The organism is Mycobacterium sp. E136 (assembly GCF_001666865.1).
GTDB lineage: Bacteria > Actinomycetota > Actinomycetes > Mycobacteriales > Mycobacteriaceae > Mycobacterium.
In genome coordinates this window covers 1-18,299 of the sequence record NZ_LZJE01000302.1, presented here as the reverse complement: position 1 = coordinate 18,299, position 18,299 = coordinate 1, and the positions used below count along the sequence as shown (strand labels likewise).

The window sequence follows — 18,299 nt, the reverse complement described above, 5'->3', positions numbered from 1 at the left end:
AAGAACGGCCTCACCGAGGACGACGTGCTGATGGCGGTGCTCGAGGCCGGCGCCGAGGACGTCAACGACCTCGGCGACTCCTTCGAGATCCTCTGCGAACCAACCGATCTCGTCGCGGTGCGCACCGCGCTGCAGGACGCCGGCATCGACTACGAGTCCGCCGAGGCCGGCTTCGAGCCGTCGGTGTCCGTACCGCTGGATGCCGACGGCGCGCGCAAGATCATGAAGCTGGTCGACGCGCTCGAAGACCTCGATGACGTCCAGGACGTGTACACCAACATCGACATCTCCGACGAGGTCGCGGCCGAACTCGACAACGAGGGCTAGAGGGGCAGCGCCACGCGGTAGTGGCGGGAGGCGAACAACCAGTTCCCGTCGATGCGTACGAGTTCGTCGACATACTCGCCGACCAGCTGGCGCACCGGCTGGTCGCGCACGCGCATGAACTCCAGGCAGTACGAGCGTGCGTCCGCGCGGTCACCACGCACGGTCACCGACGCCATCTGGGTGAAGAACGCCATCTGCTCGATGGCCGTGAAGATGCCGTGCCAGTGGTCGCGCAGTTCGCTCTTGCCGTGACACTCGCCGCCCGAGCCCGTCCTGCGGCCGTCCTCGGTCCAGCACGCCAGGTACGTGTCGAGGTCCTTGCGGGTGACCGCGTCGCTGTAGATTTCGAGGCGCTCACGGATGAGCTGTCTGTCTTTGGCCGGCCCGACGAACGTCATTGGCCCATTATCGGGACGACCACGAAAGAGCGGAGACCGCGGCATGGCCAGGGTGACGGTGACCGATCCGGAGGGGGAGACGGTGACGGTGAGGCGCTGGTGGTGGCGAACCCTGCCGTGGCAGACCGGATTCGAGACCCTCGACGCGTTCCTCTTCCTGCTCATGCTGCCGTTCATGCTGATGTGGCCGGTCTGGCTGCTGCTGAAGTGGCTGGGCGTTTCGTGGACGGTCGTGATCGAACGCGGCGGCGAGCGGATCGGCCGCGAACGCGTGCGCGGCTGGCGCCGCTCCGGCGAACGCGTTTACGAGATCGCGGCGTCGGTGCAGGCCGGTACGTACCCCGTCGAGGAGTCGGCGGCCTCCTGACGCGCGGCTCAGCCCCGGCCGTTGCTCCGCACGAGCTCGTCGTCTTCGCAGTCGATTGTGTGGTCGAACGCCTTGGCGCGTTCCTCGGCCTCCGGGCTGCCGGAGAACATCCCCGCCGCGACGCGCTTCGTCTCGCCCGCGACTTCGCGATCGGTCTGCGCCTCGGGCGCGGGCGCCGCCGGTTCGATGCGCTTGATCGGCACCACACCGCCGGTGCGCTGCACCCAGTCGACCAGGCCCTCGCGCACCGCGCACTGCAGGTCGAACAGCGCGCCGGCGTTGCGCGCGCTGACGACGATCCGCACCCGGACCACGCCGCTCACCGCGTCCGTCACCTGCAGCACGCCCCGGCGGCCGTCCCACAGGTCGCTTTCGGCCAGCAGCCGGTCCAACTCGGCGCGCATGTCGTTGAACGGGACATTGAAGTCGACGTCGAACTCGACCGCGCCCATGATCTCGGTCGCGCTTCGGGTCCAGTTCTCGAACGGCTCGGTGGTGAAGTAGGTCGACGGCAGCACCAGTCGCCGTTCGTCCCAGATCCGCACGACGACGTAGGTCAGCGTGATCTCCTCGATGCGGCCCCACCACTGCCCGTTTTCGAGCTGCACGATGTCGCCAACGCGAATCGCGCCGGAGAACGCGATCTGCATCCCGGCGAAGACCGCACCCAGCGACGTCTGGGCGGCCAGGCCGGCGACCACGGACAGCACACCGGCGGAGGCGAACACGGTGGTGCCGATGTCGGAGAACGACGGGAACGTCATGAGGATGGCAGCGCCGCCGAGGACGACGATGATCGCGATCGCGAGCCTGCGCAGCACCGTGACCTGCGTGCGCACCCGCCGCCACAGCCGGTCGGCGTCCGAGATCTCCTCACCGCCGCCGCCGTAGCGTGCGATCATGCGCCTCTCGGCGACGCGGACGAGCCCGGTGACCAGCCAGGTGATCGACACGATCATCAGGATGAGCAGCCAGTGGTCGACCCAGCCGCGCCACGAGTCCGCGGTGTCCGACGTCCGCCGGACCGCGACCGACGCCGCGATCACCATCAGGAGCATGCGCACCGGCTTGCGGGTGAGCACCTCGATGTCTTTGAGCAGTGCGCTGCGGCGACTGATGCGCGCCATCAACCAGGTCACCACCACCCCAAACACGTAAACGGCGGCGATAGCCCCGGCCGCCCACGCGATGGTGACGGCGATATTGGTTGCGGTCTGCAGTTCGGTCTCGTCCGGCATGGGGATGGAGTCACTCCACGAATCGGGATCAGGTCCCCTGTCGCGTAGCCGTGTTGCCGCAGAGGGAAACATCGGCTTCGGGGCGTCGGACGCGGATTCTGCCGTCCCACAAGCACAATTGGCGCGTGGCAGTGGTACGCGACACAGGCGGCACCGAGTGGCAGATCACCAGGCGGTGGTGGCCGTTTCCGGGCGACGCGCTCGATCTCACCTTCGGTTGGCTGGAGATCCTCGTTGGGGCGCTGTTCGTGGTGCTGTGGCCGTTCTGGCTGCTCGCCAAGTTCTGCGGGGTGCGCTGGGTGATCACCATCGAACGCGACGGGCATCAGGTGGGCCGCGAACTGGTGCGCGGATGGAACAGGTCGAAGGGCCGCATCAACGAGATCGCGGTGGAGATCGCCGCGGGCGGGCGCGGCGGGCAGTTCGTGATCTGAGCGGGCGTGTCCTGCCGGGCACCGGCCCGCGGGGCGGTTAAGCTCTCGAACAAGTGTTCACAGAAGGGCCGGACGTGCGGGTGATGGGAGTCGACCCCGGGTTGACGCGCTGCGGACTATCCGTCATCGAGGGCGGCACGGGTCGCCAGGTCACCGCGCTCGACGTCGACGTGGTCCGCACCCCGTCCGGTGATCCCCTGCACCGTCGCCTGCTGGTGATCAGTGACGCCGTCGAATACTGGATGGACACCCACAAACCCGACGTGATCGCGATCGAGCGGGTGTTCTCCCAGCAGAACGTCTCGACCGTGATGGGGACCGCCCAGGCCGGCGGCGTGATCGCGCTTGCGGCCGCCCGCCGCGGCATCGACGTGCATTTCCACACCCCCAGCGAGGTGAAGGCCGCGGTGACCGGCAACGGCAACGCCGACAAGGCGCAGGTCACCGCCATGGTGACCAGAATCCTTGCGCTGCAGACCAAACCGACGCCGGCCGACGCCGCCGATGCGCTGGCGCTGGCGATCTGCCATTGTTGGCGCGCACCGATGATCGCCCGGATGGCGGCGGCCGAGGCGCTGGCCGCCGAACAACGACGCAAGTACAAGGCGACGCTCAAGGCGAAAGCGAAGGCGGCACGATGATCGCATCCGTTCGCGGCGAGGTTCTCGACATCGCGCTCGACCACGTGGTGATCGAAGCGGGCGGGGTCGGCTACAAGGTGATGGCCACCCCGTCGACGCTGGCCACGCTGCGCCGGGGCGCCGAGGCCCGGTTGATCACCGCGATGATCGTGCGCGAAGACTCCCAGACGCTCTACGGCTTCGCCGACGGCGACGCCCGCGACCTGTTCCTCACGCTGCTCGGGGTGTCCGGAATCGGGCCGAGCATCGCGCTCGGAGCGCTGGCGATGTACGACGGGCCGACCCTGCGTCAGGCCATCGGCGAGGGCGACATCACCGCGCTGACCCGCATCCCGAAGGTGGGGAAGAAGACCGCCGAGCTGATGGCGTTGAGCCTGCGCGACAAGGTCGGCATCGCTTCACCGTCCGGCGCAGCGACGGCGAGCGGACACGCGGTCCGCGGCCCGGTCGTCGAGGCGCTCATCGGGCTCGGGTTCGCCGCCAAGCAGGCCGAGGAGGCCACCGACAAGGTGCTGGCCAACGACCCCGAGGCCAACCAGTCGACCGCGCTACGGGCGGCGCTGTCCATGCTGGGTAACAAATGAGCCGGTTCACCGACGACGAAGACGACGCCGAACAGCGTGAGGTCTCTCCCGCGTTGACGGTCGGCGAGGGCGATATCGACGCGAGTCTGCGCCCCCGGTCGCTGCGGGAGTTCATCGGCCAACCGCGGGTGCGTGAGCAGTTGCAACTGGTCATCGAGGGCGCCAAGAACCGCGGCGGCACACCGGATCACATCCTGCTCTCGGGCCCGCCCGGGCTGGGTAAGACGTCGTTGGCGATGATCATCGCCGCCGAACTCGGATCTTCGCTGCGCGTCACCTCGGGACCGGCACTCGAACGCGCCGGCGACCTCGCGGCAATGCTGTCGAACCTCGTTGAGCACGATGTGCTGTTCATCGACGAGATCCACCGCATCGCCCGTCCGGCCGAGGAGATGTTGTACCTGGCGATGGAGGACTTCCGCGTCGACGTCGTGGTGGGGAAGGGTCCCGGGGCCACCTCGATTCCGCTCGATGTCGCGCCGTTCACCCTCGTCGGGGCCACCACCCGATCGGGCGCGCTGACGGGGCCGTTGCGCGACCGGTTCGGTTTCACCGCCCACATGGACTTCTACGAACCCTCCGAACTCGAGCGGGTGCTGTCGCGTTCGGCGGGCATCCTCGGCATCCAGTTGGGCGCCGACGCGGGAGCCGAGATCGCGCGCCGCTCGCGGGGAACGCCGCGCATCGCCAACCGGCTGCTGCGCCGGGTCCGCGACTACGCAGAGGTGCGCGCCGACGGCGTGATCACCCGCGATATCGCCAAGGCGGCGCTGGAGGTCTACGACGTCGACGAGCTCGGCCTCGACCGGCTCGACCGCGCCGTATTGTCCGCGCTGACACGCAGTTTCGGCGGGGGCCCGGTCGGCGTGTCCACTCTCGCGGTTGCGGTCGGCGAGGAGGCGACGACGGTGGAAGAGGTGTGTGAGCCGTTCCTCGTGCGCGCCGGGATGATCGCGCGCACACCCCGGGGACGCGTGGCCACCGCACAGGCGTGGACACATCTCGGCCTTACCCCGCCGAGCGGAGTGACGGGTTTGGGACAGGCGGGTCTTTTCGACTGAGGAGGACGGCGATGGGCAGCGGCACGATCAGGCTGGGCGGGTTGCTCGGCGTGGCCTCCGCAGGTGTGATCGTGCCGGCGTATCTGGTCGGCTCACCCGAGACGCCGCAAGACGCCGGCGGAGTGGACGCTTATTTCGACCATGCGGCAACGTTTCTCACCCTGAACGGCACCCTGCCGCTGCTGCATCTGCTTTTCGGCCTGCTGTTCGTCGGGGTGCTCGTATCGGTGTTGCGGTCGGCGGCCGGGCCCACCGGCGCGGTGTACACCGCGGCGCTGGGCGGTGCGATTTTCCTCGCGCTGACCGCGGCCGGGCTGGCCGCCGAGGTCGCGATTCCGGCCGCCATCGTGCGGTTCGACGATCTCACCGTGACGTCCTACTCGCAGCCGTTCCTCGGCCTGGCGGTGTGGCTCTATCACTACAGCCACATCGGCTCGGCCGCACTGATATTCGCCACCGCCTACATCGTCTGGCGCACCGGTGTGCTGCCGAAGTGGTCGGCGGCCCTTGCGGTGCTCGGCGTGCCTGCACTGCTGCACACCTGGATCGGGCTGCCCGGTGCGTACGCCGTGGTGGTTTGGATGGCGCTGATCGGCCTGGTCATGTTGGCGATACCGCCGGTGGTTCGAGTGGAAAGCGTGGGCGTGTGATGGGTTATGCCGGTTTGTTCTTCGCGGGGCTTGCGGCCCTGCTGCACATCTACATCTGGGTCATGGAGTCGCTGACGTGGACGTCGCCGCGCACCAGGGCGACGTTCGGCCTCACCGAGGAACAGGCGTTGGCCACCAAGGAGTTGGCGTTCAACCAGGGCTTCTACAACCTGTTTCTGGCCATCATCACGATCGCAGGGATCGTCATCGGCGGCCTCGGCTGGGTCGGCCTCGCGCTGATCTTCGCCGGTGTCGGCTCCATGCTGGCCGCGGCGCTGGTGCTGTTGCTGTCCTCACCGGACAAGGCCAGGGCCGCTGTGACACAGGGGATCTTCCCGCTGATCGCGATCGTGTTGCTGATCCTGGCTGTGTCGCTGTAGGGCCGGGTGCGCCGAACGTGCGGCCACTGCGGTCTTGTCGGGGAGATCTCGCAGCGGCCGCACGTTCGACGTCGCCCTAAAGCAATCCCAGCAGCTGCAGGTCGGTGACGTACTTGACGATGACGTCACGCGTCACGTGCGGAATGTCTTTGTCCGGACCGATCTTCGCGTCCTGCACGGCGGTGCGGAACCGATCGGTCGGCGCCATCGAACCCCGGATCGGGGTCTCGGGCCGCTGGTAGTTGTGCAGCAGCGGGAGCAGCGACGCCTGCCGCTGTCGTTCGGGCAACCCGCGGATCGCAGTGTCGAACCGCTGTAACCACGTGGCGTAGTCACCGACCCGTTCGACCGGATATCCGGCGTCGACCAGCCAGTCGACGAACTCGTCGAGCCCGATGCCGTCGTCGTAGGGGTTCATGACGTGATACGTCTCGAAGCCCGGTCCGCCGTCGTGGCCGACCTGCGCGCCCAGTGTCGAGATGGCGTCTGCGATGAACTCGACGGGGAGACCGTCGTAGTGCGCGCGTTGGCGGTGGCCGTTCTCGTCGACCTCGTAGAACGAGAAGGGCGCGATGCCGGTCGCGACGAGGCTCAGGATCAACCGCGTGAACATGTCCGGCACGTTGAGCTGACCCGCGTAAGTGGTGTCGGCCAGGATCATGTCGCAACGGAAGACCGCGACCGGCAGCCCGCACAGGTCGTGCGCCTCGCGCAGCAGCACCTCACCGGCCCACTTGCTATTGCCGTAGCCGTTGGCATAGGTGTCGTCGACCTGGCGCGTCGCGCTGATCACTCGGATGTCGCCGTCCTCGGTGAATTGTCCGGGGGCGATGCCCGCGCCGACACCGATCGTCGATACGTACACGAACGGCTTGATCTTCGTCGTCAACGCGATGCGGATCAGTTCGGCGGTGCCGACGGCGTTGGGCCCGAACAGCTGGCTGTAGGGCAGTACGTGGTTGACCAACGCGGCCGGGTCGACGATCAGGTCCACCGTGTCGGCGAGCCGCTGCCACGTCCGGCGGTCGAGGCCGAGATCGGCCTCACCCTTGTCGCCGGCGATGACCTCGAGATGATCGGCGGCCAATTCCCGGTAATGACGCAGCAATCGGGGATCGCCCGAGTCGAACGTCCGGTCCAGCCGGTCGCGCGCCGACGCATCGTCCTTCGCGCGCACCAGGCAGATCACCTTGCCGCCCACCATTGCCATGCGCTCGAGCCACTCCAGCGCCAGATAGCGGCCCAAAAAGCCCGTCGCGCCGGTCAACAGCACGGTGCGCACCTCGGTGCTCGGGCCGGGCAGCGACGGCGCAGCCGTCAGGGTGGCGTCGTCGAGGAACTTGTTCAGTGTCAGGTCGCTCGCGTGTACCTCGGTGGCGTCCCGACCGTGCACCGATGCGAATGTCGGCCTCTTGGAACCGGGTTCGCGCGCCGATTCGATGTAGGCGGCGAGTGCCGCCAGATCGTTCGCCGGGCTGACGATGACGCCGACCGGCACCTCGATGTCGTAGATCTCGTTCAGCAGGTTGCCGAAGGTCAACGCGGACAACGAATCCCCGCCGAGGTCGGTGAAGTGCGCATCGGGCTGCAGATCGGCGGCCGTCGCGCCCAGCAGGGCGCCGGCGGCCCGGCTGATCGTCTCGATGACCGGCTTCTCGGCGCCGTGTTGGCGCAGGGCGCGCAGTTCTGCGGCCTGGCTGTCGGCCAGCTCGGTGTAGAGCGCCTCCAAGCGTTCGCCGTAGTGCTCCTTGAGCTTCGGACGCGCAAGCTTGCGAATACCCGTGAGCAGCGCGTTCTCGAGCGTGAACGGCGTTGTCTCGACGATGAAGTCGCGCGGAATCTCATACGACTGCAGGCCGGCCGATCTCGCGACGTCCTGCAGGGATTCGCTGATCGTGGTCTTCAAGGCCTCGCCGTCGTAGCGGGCGAGCGCGTCGTCGGTCGGCACGATCACCGCGAGCAGGTAGGAGCGGGCGCTGTTGCCGTAGACGAAGATCTGGCGGATCAGCGGGCTGGTACCGAACGCCGCCTCGAGTTTGGCGACCGTGACGAACTCGCCCTGCGACAGTTTGAGCACGTTGTTGCGACGGTCGAGATAGACCAACTGGTCCGGCCCGACCTCGGCCACGATGTCGCCGGTCTTGTAGTAGCCGTCGGCGTCGAACACCGACGCGGTGATCTCGGGCCGCTTGTAATAGCCGGGGAACATCGTCTCCGACTTCACGAGCAGTTCGCCGCGCGGATACGGACGGTCGGTGTGGTAGTACCCGAGATCGGGGACGTCGGCCAACCGGTAGTCGATGACCGGCGGCCGCGACACCTGTCCGTCGACGAAAACCGCACCGGCTTCCGTGGATCCGTAGCCGTCGGTCAGGTGCAGGTCGAGCAGCGATTCGACGAACGTCTTCATCTCCGGCGAGATCGGTGCGGACCCCGTCATCGCCGAGACGAACCGGCCGCCCAACAGGTTCTGTCGCAGATCGGCGAGCACATCGGTTTCGGCTGCCCAGCGGTCCACACCGTCGGCGGTACGGCGGTCGACCTCGCTCTGGAACTGCTGGAACATCATGTCCCAGATGCGCGGCACGAAGCTCAGCTGCGTGGGACGCACCAGCGCGATGTCGTCGAGGAACGTCGAGAGATCGCTTCTGGCAACGAAATACGCGGTACCGCCTGCACCCAGAGTGGCGTACAGGATGCCGCGGCCCATCATGTGGCTCATCGGCATGAAGTTCAACGTGATCGACGGAAGCGCCTGTCCGCCGCCCCACATCGCCATGCTCGACCGGCGCCACGAGTTGGCCACCATCGTGCGCTGGTACATCGCGCCCTTCGGCGCGCCGGTGCTGCCCGAGGTGTAGATCAACAGCGCGAGCTCGTCGTCGTCGAGGTCGGCGGGCGCGGGTGCCGGCAGCGCACGGCCGCGGACGATCACATCGTCCAAAGTCTCGACCCGAACACCGGTTTCGCCGAGGCGCGCCTTCGCGGCGTCGAGTGCGGCGCGGTGGTCGTCGACCTCGGGGTGGTAGTCGAACACGATCAGGTGTTGCGGGAGGTGGCCGGTGAGCATCACCTCGACCGCGTCGTCGAGGAAATCCACACTCGACGCCATGGCCACCGGTTTGGTCTCGACGGCGATCGGCTGCAGCTGGGCTACGGCCGCGCTGGTCTGCAGAGGCACGGAGACGGCGCCGAGGTGCAGTAGCGCCATGTCGACGGTCGTGTAGTCGATGCTGGTGAACCCGACGATCGCGACACGGTCACCCGTGCGTACCGAGGCTCCCGCCAACGCGGCGGCCGCTGCCTGGACGCGGTCTGCCAACTCGCGATAGGTGATGGTGTCGAACCGGGGGAGCAGTTGGGCGGTCGTACGTCCGGTCCCCGGATCGGTGAGGAAGTCGACGGCGCGTTCACCGAGCGCCGGGCGGTCGGCGTAGCCGTCGAAGATGGTTCGGATGAGCTCGGGGACGGAGAGGTCGGTCGCTTCGATGGCCTCTGCGACCTGCTCTGAAGGTCGTGCGGCGGCGAACTGCGGATCGGTTTCGAACAAATCGGAAATACGGCGCTCGAGGCGCGCCTCGCGGGTATCAGTCGTCATCAAGAAATCCTTCGGACGAATGTGGATTGTGGGGGCGCGACATTGCGTCCATCAAAAACATCGATAGTCGAACTAAAAGTATTCCCTCGGCGGCTGGGAACTTGCTGTGAGCACGAGCAGCGCTTTCTGCCAGAGCCCGCCGCGCCTGGTCAGCGGATCGCCGGGAACACCCTCGCGGGATCGGCGCGCCCTGCGAGCACCTCGACGGCCAGCGTCGCATCGGGCACGCAGATCAACAGGTCCCGCGTGGCGTTCAGCGCCTCCGCCGACGGTTCGACGCCGCCGACCGCATCGGCGAGGTCGAGCAGGTGCACCGTCGCCTCCATGAGCGCGGTCTCAGCGACGACGGCCAGCGTCGTGCTGCCGACGACCGGATACGCGATCGTGGTCTCCGTGGTCATCGGCGTGGCACGCAGCACCCGCGCGCTCTCTTCGAATCGCCGGGCTGCCGCCCGCGGTGTCAGCGCTGCGGACTCCGAAACTGCTTGTTCGGCAAGGCTTTCAGCGTTGGTGTTGGCGACTCCGTCGGGTTCGTTGAAGCGGCGCAGCAGGGTCGCCGCGTCGGTGACGGCGGCGGGACCGTCGATCACAGCGCCGGTGAGACGGTCGAACATGGCCGGTTCCGGGCAGACGTGGGCGAGCAGCGCCGCGACGTCCCAGCCCCCGCAGCGCGTGGGTGTGGACCATTCGTCGGCCGTCAGTTCTGCGCACCGTCGAGCCCACCGCTGCCACGCGTCGGCCAGGACGCGGCGGGCTGCGTCACCGTCGAGTCGCATGGCGCCAACCTAGCCACCGACCGGTTACGTATGCGTCAGCGCGGGTAACCACGCCTCACGACCAAGGAGGCATCATGACCGAGACGCGAGTACATCCCCGAGGTGGGCGGATGCGAATGCCGCGCAGTCGCGGGGCCACGAGTGGATTCCTGTTGATCCTGCTGGGCGCCTGGGGCGCACTGGCTCCCTTCATCGGCCCGCTGTTCAACTTCGCGTACAGCCCCGATCAGCCCTGGATGTGGACGACCGGCCGCGGCTGGCTGGAAGTGCTGCCGGGGGCGGTGACCGTGCTGGGCGGCCTGCTGCTGCTGATGTCGCGCAACCGTGCGACGGCTTCGCTCGGTGGGTGGCTCGCGGTTGCGGGCGGCGTGTGGTTCATCGTCGGCCGCGCGGTCGCCGGTCCGTTGAACCTCGGTGACGCGGGTTCGCCTGTCGCCGCGACCGAGGCCAAGCGCATCGCGCTCGAGTTGATGTTCTTCTACGGCCTGGGCGCGTTGATCGTGTTCCTGGGTGCCGCGGCGCTCGGCCGCATCTCGGTGCGCAGTGTGCGCGACGTCGAGTGGGCCGATCGGCCCGTGACCGCGCACACGACCGCCGACGAGCACGCGCCGGTGGCGACGGCCGAACCGACTCCGGTTGCGGGCCACACCGGGCCCGTCACCGGTCCGGTCGCCGGCCACACGGATCCGGTCGCCGGTCAGCCCGCCCTGGCCGAGCAGCGGACCGAAGTGATCGGGCCGACAGCCGAGGCCGCACAACCGCGTCGGCGCAATTGGCGGGATATGTTCCGCTCACGCGGCGATCGCGGCGGGCGACTCGCCCACCGGTAACTCTCCACCAAGGCGCCCCGGACGTTCGACGTCCGGGGCGCTTTGCGCTGGCCGATCCTGTTGGGGTGACGCAGATCCCACAGGCGCGGTCCCTGCGACGAGTTTCACCGCGTCGCTGTGACCTGCATGACTGCCAGGGGCCTGCATGGAAACTAGCCTGGCTAGGTATCTGATTCGACGTGCGCCTTTTCGATCATCACCTTGGTGGCGTCCGATAGCCGACGTAGCTCTTTGTCAGGAGGCCCACCATGCCCGACAGGCCTGGTATCACCGATTCCGTTGTCGCACGGCAAAATTCGGCCACCGCAGTGTGCGAAGCGTTCGGCTTCCCGCAGGAGGAGTGGCCGATGTTCGCCCGTCTGGCCGCCGGTCCGATGACCCCGCACGACGAAGAGGCGCTGTTCCAGTACATCGACGTCAAGATCGCCGAGCGCTGCTGGAAGCCGACCGACGACCTGCTGTCCGACCTGATCGACGTCGAGGTCGGTGGCGTCGAACTCACCGCCGACGACATCTACCGCTTCGTCGCCACGCTGATCGGCGTCAAGGTCTTCTAGGCGGCTGCGATTTGTCAGCCCGTATAGGCCATGACGTGCTTGATGCGGGTGTAGTCCTCGAACCCGTACATCGACAGGTCCTTACCGTGTCCCGAGGACTTGAACCCGCCGTGCGGCATCTCGGCCACCAGCGGGATGTGCGTGTTGATCCACACGCACCCGAAGTCGAGGGCCGCTGAAACGCGCAGTGCCCGTGACACATCACGCGTCCACACCGACGACGCCAACCCGTACTCGGTCCCGTTGGCCCACGCGATCGCCTCGTCCTCGTCGGAGAAGGACTGCACGGTGATGACCGGGCCGAAGATCTCCTGCTGGACCAAGCGGTCGTCCTGGCGCAGGCCGCCGATCACCGTCGGTTCGACGTAGAAACCCTTGTCTCCCTGCCGTCCTCCGCCGACCGCGACCGTCGCGTGCGAGGGCACGTCGCCAAGGAATCCCAGCACCCGCTCCAACTGGTTGGCGTTGTTCACCGGAGGCACCCATGCGTCCTCGTCGTCGGCGGGCTTGCCGTAAGTCGTCGTCGCCGCGCGCGCCTGCTCGGCCAGCGCCTCGGTGAGGTCCGAGGCGACCCGTGCGGTCGCGAGCACGCGCGTGGCCGCGGTGCAGTCCTGGCCGGCGTTGAAATAACCCGCCGTCGCGATGCCTTCGGCCGCCGACGCGATGTCGCTGTCGTCGAACACGATCACCGGCGCTTTGCCGCCCAACTCCAGGTGTGTGCGCTTGAGGTGCCCGCCGGCGCTGACGGCCACCGCGCGACCGGCGGCGACGGACCCGGTGATCGACACCATCTGCGGCGTAGGGTGCGCCACCACGGTCGCACCCGTATCACGGTCTCCGCAAACGACATTCAACACTCCGGGCGGAAAGTGCCGGGCCGCGATCTCGGCCAACATCACGGTCGTGACCGGGGTCGTGTCGCTGGGCTTGATGACGACGGTGTTGCCCGCTGCGACCGCGGGCACGAACTTCCAGATCGCCATCATCATCGGGTAGTTCCACGGCGTCACCTGGCCGACCACGCCGACCGGTTCGCGGCGGATCCACGACGTGTGGTTCTCCATGTACTCGCCGGCCGACTTGCCCTCCAGCATCCGCGCGGCGCCGGCGAAGAACCGGATCTGGTCGACCATCGGCGGGATCTCTTCGGCCATCGTCACGTGGTTGGGCTTGCCGGTGTTGCGACCCTCGGCGGCCACGAGTTCTTCCGCGTGCTTTTCGACGTCATCGGCGAAGTCCAGCAACGCCTTCTGCCGCACCGAGGGAGTGGTGCGTTTCCAGTCGGCGAACGCCTTGGATGCGGCGGCGTAGGCGTTGTCGATGTCGGCCTCGTTCGAGATCGGCGCGGTGCCGTACTGCTCACCGGTCGACGGATCGACCAGCGGCATGGTGGCGCCGCTGACCGAGTCGACGCTCTCGCCGCCGATGAAGTTCTGGACCGTTGTCATTCGATCTCCTTGTGAGTCAGAGGTCTCGACGCCGCTCATCGAGCAAGAAGCCTAACCAAAACAGCACCGATCCGGTCGATAACCCCGCCAGGATGTGGCGTAATCCGTAGCCACCGCGGGTAACCGCAACGAAATTCGTCGACCAAGGTGGCGAGGCGGATCCGCGCGGCGGTGAATTCGCGGGTTCGTCGTGGTCGGCTGGTCGCCGGGCAAGGCCGCAATGGCACACTGGTCACTTATGGGTGCGCGCCCCTACCGGCGCTGCGCCGTGACCACAAGACCTAACGAAAGATTTCATCGCCATGGATTTGGTTGTCTTCCTCCCCCTGCTCATCGTGCTGGGTGCGTTCATGTTCTTCGCCTCGCGCCGACAGAAGAAGGCGATGCAGGCCACCATCGACCTGCACAATTCGCTTCAGATCGACGACCGCGTGCACACCACGTCCGGTCTGGTCGGAACCATCAAGGGCATCACCGACGATGAGGTGGAGCTCGAGATCGCGCCGGGTGTCGTCACCACCTGGATGAAGCTCGCGGTGCGTGACCGCATCACCGAGGACGACGAGTTCGACGACGACGAGCCCGAGTCGACCGCGGTCGAGCTCACCGAAAGCCCGAACACCAAGACCGACGGCTGAGTCCGCGGGCGGAAATCACAGCTCGAGCCCGTAGTCTTTGCGGTGCTGTGCTGACGGACCGATCTCGAGGAGACCTGACAAAACGTGGCATCGTCTTCGACGCCGGTGCACCCTGCCCGCTACCTGTCACTGTTCCTGGCGCTGCTCGTCGGCGCCTACTGCCTGGTCTTCCTGACCGGAGACAAGAAGGCCGAGCCCAAGCTCGGTATTGACCTGCAGGGCGGAACCCGCGTCACCCTGACCGCGCGCACGCCCGACGGCTCGCCGCCCACCCGCGAGGCGCTGAACCAGGCGCAACAGATCATCAACGACCGGGTCAACGGCCTCGGCGTGTCCGGTTCCGAGGTGATCATCGACGGCAACAACCTCGTGATCACGGTGCCCGGCAGCGAGAGCAGCGAGGCCCGCAACCTGGGCCAGACCGCGCGGCTGTACATCCGTCCCGTGGTGCACGTGATGCCCGCCGAGATGCCGGGTGAGACGGAGGGTCCGCCGGACGCGCCGCCGGGTGGTCCGATCCCCGGAATGCCCGGGATGCCGGGTGCACCGGGCGCCGAACCGCCGGCCGGTCAGCAGCCGCCCGGTGGTGAACAGCCGCCTGCGCAGCCCGCGCCGCCGGGCGCCCCGCAGCCGCGGCCGTATCCGCAGGAGCCGCCGGCACAGCCGGCCCCGCCGCCACCTCCGCCACCTTCGCCGGCACCCGGGAGCCCCGCGCCGGCACCGGAGAGCCCCGCGCCGTCGCCGACACAGACCAAGCCGCCCTCGCCCGAGGATGTTCCGCTGGCGCAGCGCATCGCCGACGAGAAGCAGTTGCGGCAGAGCACGGATCAGCAGATCCAGATCCTCGCCCTGCAGTTCCAGGCGACGCGGTGCAACGAGGACGACGTCCTGGCAGGCAACGACGACCCGAACCTTCCGCTGATCACCTGCGGTCGGGACGGCAACGTGTATCTGCTGGACAAGTCGATCATCAACGGTGAGCAGATCGAGGACGCCACCTCGGGGCTCGACCAGCAGCGCGGCGAGTACGTCGTCAACCTCCAGTTCAAGGGCGAGGGCGCCAAGACCTGGGCGGACTTCACCGCCGCCAACGTCGGGACACAGACCGCGTTCGTGCTCGACTCGAAAGTGATGAGCGCGCCGGAGATTCGGGAGGCGATCCCCGGCGGACGCACCCAGATCAGCGGTCAGTTCACCCAGCAGACGGCCCGTGAACTGGCCAACGTGCTCAAGTACGGTTCGCTGCCGCTGTCCTTCGAGTCGTCGGAGGCCGAAACCGTTTCCGCCACGTTGGGTCTGTCGTCGCTGCGGGCGGGCTTGATCGCCGGTGCGGTCGGGCTGGCGCTGGTGTTGATCTACTCGTTGCTCTACTACCGGATGCTGGGGGTGTTGACCGCATTGTCGCTGGTCGCGTCCGGCGTCATGGTCTACGCGATCCTCGTGCTACTCGGCAGATGGATCGGCTACACGCTCGACCTGGCAGGCATCGCCGGTCTGATCATTGGTATCGGTATGACGGCCGACTCGTTCGTGGTGTTCTTCGAACGCATCAAAGACGAGATCCGCGAAGGGCGTTCGTTCCGCTCGGCGGTGCCGCGAGGCTGGGCGAGGGCCCGCAAGACGATCGTGTCCGGCAACGCGGTGACGCTGCTGGCCGCGGCGGTGCTGTACGTCCTCGCGGTCGGACAGGTCAAGGGCTTCGCGTTCACCCTCGGGTTGACCACGATTCTCGACGTTGTCGTGGTGTTCCTCGTGACGTGGCCGCTGGTGTACCTGGCGTCGAAGTCGCCGACACTGGCCAAGCCTTCGCTGAACGGACTCGGTGCGGTGCAACAGATCGCCAGGGAGCGACGAGCGGCCGCGCACGCGACGGGACGGGACTAACTCATGGCGGCCAAGCAGTCATCGGAAGAACAGCAGACCGGCGCCGTAGAGGCGCCCGACATCGAATCGGCGACGCCGCATCACGGCTTCTTCGTCCGGCTCTACACCGGCACCGGTGCCTTCGAGGTCATCGGGAAACGGAAGCTCTGGTACATCGTCAGCGGTGCGATCGTCGCGGTGTGCGTGGCGAGCATGCTGTTGCGCGGCTTCACCTTCGGGATCGACTTCGAGGGCGGCACCAAGGTGTCGATGCCGAGCGTGACCGAGTCGGGCACCGTGACCACCCAGCAGGTCGAGGACGTGTTCAGCAAGACGCTGGGTAAGAGCCCGGAGTCGGTGGTCGTCGTCGGCAGCGGCGGATCGGCCACCGTGCAGATCCGCTCCGAGACGCTGACCAACGAGGAGACCGAAGAGCTGCGCACCGCGCTGTTCGACGCCTTCAAGCCGAGGGGATCGGACGGGCAGCCGAGCAAGCTGGCCATCAGCGATTCGGCGGTGTCGGAGACGTGGGGCGGCCAGATCACGCAGAAGGCGTTGATCGCGCTGGTGGTGTTCCTGGTCCTCGCGACGCTCTACATCATGGTGCGCTACGAGCGCTATATGTCGATCGCGGCGATGGCGACGCTGGTGTTCGACCTGGTGGTCACCGCAGGTGTGTACTCGCTCGTCGGCTTCGAGGTCACCCCGGCGACGGTGATCGGTCTGCTGACCATCCTCGGCTTCTCGCTGTACGACACCGTCATCGTGTTCGACAAGGTCGAGGAGAACACCCACGGCTTCGAGCACACCACCCGGCGAACCTTCGCCGAACAGGCCAACCTCGCGGTCAACCAGACCTTCATGCGCTCGATCAACACCAGCCTCATCTCCGTGTTGCCGATCATCGCGCTGATGGTGGTGGCGGTGTGGCTGCTCGGCGTGGGCACGCTGATGGACCTCGCGCTGGTGCAGTTGGTCGGCGTCGTCGTCGGCACCTACTCGTCGATCTTCTTCGCGACGCCGCTGCTGGTGACGTTGCGCGAGCGGACCGACCTGGTGCGCAACCACACCCGCCGGGTGATGAACCGCCGCAAGAACGCGACCGCCCGGGCCGCCGAGGCCGCCGAGGCCGACGAAGTCGACGAGCCGGAGACCGTCGGCGCCGCGGCGCGCGCCGAGTCCGCCGCACACGCGGACACCGCACCACCGCCCGACAAACCCGCGCCGGGTGCGCGGCCGGTGCGGCCGACCAGCAGCCGGACCGGACGCCCGTCGGGCAAGCGCAACACCCGGCGGCGGTAGGGCATGAGCGCCGGCATTCGGGCGGGCACCGGGCCCGCGAGGGAAGTGAGTCCGATCCGGCGTTGCGGCGTTCTGGCGGCCGTCCTGGTGCTCGCCGCGGCGTTGGCGTCGGCCTGTAGCCGCAGCCCCGCCGACAGCATCGACTACGCCGTCGACGGAACGCTGATCACCTACAACACCAACACCGTCGCCGGTGCCGCGTCGGGCGGCCCGCAGGCGTTCGCGCGGGTGCTGACGGGCTTCAACTATCACGGGCCCGACGGCCAGATCGTCGGCGATCACGACTTCGGAACCATCTCCGTCGTCGGCAGGCAACCGCTGGTGCTCGACTACGAGATCAACGCCGCGGCCGTCTATTCCGACGACAAGCCGATCACGTGCGACGACCTCGTGTTGGCGTGGGCGTCGCAGTCCGGCCGGTTCCCGACCTTCGACGCCGCGGACCGCGCCGGTTACGGCGATATCGCCTCGGTGGACTGCGCGCCGGGGCAGAAGAAGGCGCGGGTGTCGTTCGCTCCCGAGCGCGGGTTCGTCGACTTCGGCCAATTGTTCTCGGCGACGTCGATCATGCCGTCGCACGTGATCGCCGACCAGCTGGGTCTCGGCGACGACGGCGTCACCCGGGCGATTCTGGAGAACGACGCTCCCGTTGTGGAGCGCATCGCCCAGGTCTGGAACACGGGCTGGAACCTCAAACCCGACGTCGACCTGAAGAAGTTCCCCTCGTCGGGGCCGTACAAGCTGGACGAGGTGACGGGGGACGGTGCGGTCGTTCTCGTCGCCAACGACAAATGGTGGGGCGCGAAGCCCGTCACCGACAAGGTGACCGTGTGGCCGCGCGGCGCCGACATCCAGGAGCGCGTCAACCAGGGGTCCTACGACGTCGTCGACATCGCCACCGGCTCGTCGGGGACGCTGAACATGCCCGACGACTACGTGCGCACCGACGCCCCGTCGGCCGGGATCGAACAGCTCATCTTCGCGCCGCAGGGGCCATTGGCCGCGACGCCGGCCCGTCGTGCCCTGGCCCTGTGCACACCGCGCGACGTGATCGCCCGCAACGCCGAGCAGCCGATCGCCAACTCGCGGCTCAACCCGGCGACCGAGGACGCGTACAGCGCCGCCGAGGGAGGGCCCGAACCCGGGCAGTTCGTCGCGGCCAACCCCGATGCCGCGCGGGCCGCGCTCAACGCGCGTCCGTTGACCG

At 67.7% G+C, this 18,299-nt stretch carries 19 protein-coding genes; 14 read left to right on the top strand and 5 right to left on the bottom strand.

The genetic code is table 11. The annotated features are described in order from the left end of the window. The coding region (locus tag A5698_RS19435; protein WP_197506835.1) for a YebC/PmpR family DNA-binding transcriptional regulator at positions 1-327 on the top strand (327 nt) is incomplete at its 5' end. On the opposite strand, the gene A5698_RS19430 is transcribed toward A5698_RS19435, so the two are convergent. Next, positions 324-725, bottom strand: a complete 402-nt coding sequence (locus A5698_RS19430) for a YybH family protein (RefSeq protein ID WP_068300170.1) — start codon at positions 723-725, stop codon at positions 324-326. The two genes, A5698_RS19435 and A5698_RS19430, sit on opposite strands and share 4 nt — an antisense overlap. A 43-nt stretch (positions 726-768) precedes the next feature. Here A5698_RS19430 and A5698_RS19425 point away from each other — a divergent pair, with 43 nt between their 5' ends. After that, the gene (locus tag A5698_RS19425; RefSeq protein WP_068300168.1) at positions 769-1,092 is read left to right on the top strand and encodes a hypothetical protein; all 324 of its coding nucleotides are present in this window, start codon (positions 769-771) and stop codon (positions 1,090-1,092) included. Positions 1,093-1,100: 8 nt separating this feature from the next. Here the strand turns inward: A5698_RS19425 and A5698_RS19420 are convergent, their stop codons facing one another. Next, complete coding sequence (locus tag A5698_RS19420) at positions 1,101-2,330, bottom strand: mechanosensitive ion channel family protein (protein WP_068300165.1); 1,230 nt, start codon at positions 2,328-2,330, stop codon at positions 1,101-1,103. A 125-nt stretch (positions 2,331-2,455) separates the two neighbouring features. Here A5698_RS19420 and A5698_RS19415 point away from each other — a divergent pair, with 125 nt between their 5' ends. The 6 genes from A5698_RS19415 to A5698_RS19390 all read left to right on the top strand — a co-directional run bounded on the left by A5698_RS19415 (position 2,456) and on the right by A5698_RS19390 (position 6,080). Further along, entirely contained in the window at positions 2,456-2,764 is a 309-nt protein-coding gene (locus tag A5698_RS19415) for a hypothetical protein (RefSeq protein WP_068300164.1), read from the top strand. Positions 2,765-2,838: 74 nt separating this feature from the next. After that, the gene (ruvC, locus tag A5698_RS19410; RefSeq protein WP_068300174.1) at positions 2,839-3,405 is read left to right on the top strand and encodes a crossover junction endodeoxyribonuclease RuvC; all 567 of its coding nucleotides are present in this window, start codon (positions 2,839-2,841) and stop codon (positions 3,403-3,405) included. Continuing rightward, on the top strand, positions 3,402-3,989 hold the full coding sequence (ruvA, locus tag A5698_RS19405) for a Holliday junction branch migration protein RuvA (RefSeq protein ID WP_068300162.1): 588 nt from the start codon (positions 3,402-3,404) through the stop codon (positions 3,987-3,989). Before ruvC ends, ruvA begins: the two co-directional genes overlap by 4 nt. Beyond that, complete coding sequence (gene ruvB / locus A5698_RS19400; RefSeq protein WP_068300160.1) at positions 3,986-5,050, top strand: Holliday junction branch migration DNA helicase RuvB; 1,065 nt, start codon at positions 3,986-3,988, stop codon at positions 5,048-5,050. Before ruvA ends, ruvB begins: the two co-directional genes overlap by 4 nt. A gap of 11 nt (positions 5,051-5,061) precedes the next feature. Continuing rightward, positions 5,062-5,700 carry a hypothetical protein gene (locus tag A5698_RS19395; protein ID WP_068300159.1) on the top strand — a complete coding sequence of 213 codons (639 nt, stop codon included), beginning with the start codon at positions 5,062-5,064 and terminating at the stop codon, positions 5,698-5,700. Beyond that, positions 5,700-6,080, top strand: coding sequence for a DUF1304 domain-containing protein (locus A5698_RS19390; protein WP_068300157.1), 381 nt, complete (start codon positions 5,700-5,702; stop codon positions 6,078-6,080). The genes A5698_RS19395 and A5698_RS19390 overlap by 1 nt, the downstream gene beginning before the upstream one ends. Before the next feature lie 76 nt (positions 6,081-6,156). Here A5698_RS19390 and car read toward each other — a convergent pair whose 3' ends face one another. Then, positions 6,157-9,678, bottom strand: coding sequence for a carboxylic acid reductase (gene car, locus A5698_RS19385; RefSeq protein ID WP_068300154.1), 3,522 nt, complete (start codon positions 9,676-9,678; stop codon positions 6,157-6,159). 149 nt (positions 9,679-9,827) lie between these two features. Then, the gene (locus A5698_RS19380; protein ID WP_068300152.1) at positions 9,828-10,454 is read right to left on the bottom strand and encodes a maleylpyruvate isomerase N-terminal domain-containing protein; all 627 of its coding nucleotides are present in this window, start codon (positions 10,452-10,454) and stop codon (positions 9,828-9,830) included. A 74-nt stretch (positions 10,455-10,528) separates the two neighbouring features. Here A5698_RS19380 and A5698_RS19375 point away from each other — a divergent pair, with 74 nt between their 5' ends. Next, positions 10,529-11,284 (top strand): hypothetical protein, encoded by a 756-nt coding sequence (locus A5698_RS19375; protein ID WP_068300150.1) that lies wholly within the window; start codon positions 10,529-10,531, stop codon positions 11,282-11,284. Between the two features lie 248 nt (positions 11,285-11,532). Continuing rightward, entirely contained in the window at positions 11,533-11,841 is a 309-nt protein-coding gene (locus A5698_RS19370) for a hypothetical protein (RefSeq protein WP_068300148.1), read from the top strand. Between the two features lie 14 nt (positions 11,842-11,855). On the opposite strand, the gene A5698_RS19365 is transcribed toward A5698_RS19370, so the two are convergent. Then, positions 11,856-13,289 carry a gamma-aminobutyraldehyde dehydrogenase gene (locus A5698_RS19365; protein WP_068300147.1) on the bottom strand — a complete coding sequence of 478 codons (1,434 nt, stop codon included), beginning with the start codon at positions 13,287-13,289 and terminating at the stop codon, positions 11,856-11,858. Positions 13,290-13,591: 302 nt separating this feature from the next. Here A5698_RS19365 and yajC point away from each other — a divergent pair, with 302 nt between their 5' ends. The 4 genes from yajC to A5698_RS19345 form a co-directional block, all read left to right on the top strand. Then, positions 13,592-13,927, top strand: a complete 336-nt coding sequence (gene yajC / locus A5698_RS19360; protein WP_067084093.1) for a preprotein translocase subunit YajC — start codon at positions 13,592-13,594, stop codon at positions 13,925-13,927. Between the two features lie 84 nt (positions 13,928-14,011). After that, positions 14,012-15,811 (top strand): protein translocase subunit SecD, encoded by a 1,800-nt coding sequence (gene secD / locus A5698_RS19355; RefSeq protein WP_068300145.1) that lies wholly within the window; start codon positions 14,012-14,014, stop codon positions 15,809-15,811. A gap of 3 nt (positions 15,812-15,814) precedes the next feature. Next, positions 15,815-17,092: a protein translocase subunit SecF gene (gene secF / locus A5698_RS19350; protein ID WP_068300143.1), complete on the top strand. Its 1,278-nt coding sequence runs from the start codon at positions 15,815-15,817 to the stop codon at positions 17,090-17,092. A 3-nt stretch (positions 17,093-17,095) separates the two neighbouring features. After that, positions 17,096-18,299: ABC transporter substrate-binding protein (locus A5698_RS19345; protein ID WP_084792527.1), on the top strand; the 1,204-nt coding region annotated here is incomplete at its 3' end.